The following is a 1,198-nucleotide window of genomic DNA, read 5'->3' as shown; positions in this document are numbered from 1 at the left end:
AACGTGTTTGTATAATGCCAGTGGCGGTTCTTGGCTCGCTGTGGATCAACCAAATTTGCGGTAGCAAATGTTGGCAGCGGCGTCGACGCGTGCGACTCGGAAGCCACAGCGAAGCCGTTTACGAGTTTATTCGGTTTATCTAAGATAGTCTTTTTGTGGGAAAGTTAATTCGTTTAACCAACTTAGCCATTGGCTTTATACGGTGTTGCCAACAGGTTTTTATTTTGAATAGGCACCTGAAGAATAAGTCAGTTCATAACTATGAGTGTAAATTTCAAATACAATTCCAAATGGATCTTCAACATAGCACATTTTGAAAGGCTTGTCATTCGGATAGTATTCTCTGATTGGCATTCTTTGTTTTCCTCCATACGCCAAAATTTTATCAATGAGTTCTTCAATATTCGGGTCTTGTACACAAAAATGAAATAGACCAGTATTGAAAGGATTAAATTCTGGTGCTTCTTTAATTCCATTCGGAAAAGAAAATAATTCTATTCCAATTCCATCAGAAGTTGCTAAATGAGCAATTTCAAATTCCGTCCAATCATTTCCGAAAACGTCGATGCACATTTGACCAATAGCAGTTTCTTTTTCCTTTTTTACTTTTGAAGGCTCCATAATGATGTACCATCCCATTACTTCTGAATAGAATTTTACAGCTTCTTTTATGTTAGGAACTGTTAGTCCGATATGCGAAAATGATTTTGGATAATTTTTATTAGTTGTCATAAGTTATATTTTAGATTGCAAAATTAATCTATATTTGCTCATTAGGCAATAACTTACTAAAAGGTTGTATAGTTACTAAAACGAGTAAAATAATGAAAACCAGTATTATAAAATTAGAATTTTGAATAAAGATATTAGCTGTCCTTTAAATTACACAATGAATTTAATAGGTACAAAGTGGAAACCTTTAATATTATTTCATTTATTAGAGGGCGGTTTACGTTCAGGGATATTACAAAAGAAAATTCCTGGGATTTCAAATAAAATGTTTACACAAACAGTAAGAGATTTAGAAAAAGATGGGCTTATTTTTAGAAAAGTTTTTCCTGTGGTTCCTCCTAAAGTGGAATACAGTTTAAGCACTAGAGGAAAATCGCTTGAGAATATTTTAAGAAGTTTGAATAAATGGGGTTTGGAAGATTGTAAGAATTAATTAAATGTGCTCGATTTCAAACTTGTTGGCAAC

General features: G+C 33.2%; 2 protein-coding genes. One reads left to right on the top strand and one right to left on the bottom strand.

What is annotated here, in order from left to right; translation table 11 throughout:
- Positions 1–219: 219 nt before the first annotated feature.
- The gene (locus ACY2RU_RS17560; RefSeq protein ID WP_490139785.1) at positions 220–732 is read right to left on the bottom strand and encodes a VOC family protein; all 513 of its coding nucleotides are present in this window, start codon (positions 730–732) and stop codon (positions 220–222) included.
- Between the two features lie 157 nt (positions 733–889).
- On the opposite strand from ACY2RU_RS17560, the gene ACY2RU_RS17555 reads away from it, so the two are divergent.
- Positions 890–1,165 (top strand): winged helix-turn-helix transcriptional regulator, encoded by a 276-nt coding sequence (locus tag ACY2RU_RS17555; protein ID WP_490139786.1) that lies wholly within the window; start codon positions 890–892, stop codon positions 1,163–1,165.
- Positions 1,166–1,198: the final 33 nt, after the last annotated feature.

It is taken from the genome of Ulvibacter sp. 2305UL32-6, assembly GCF_058148545.1.
The sequence above is the reverse complement of the archived record's forward strand: the minus strand, read 5'-3'. Positions and strand labels throughout refer to the sequence as shown.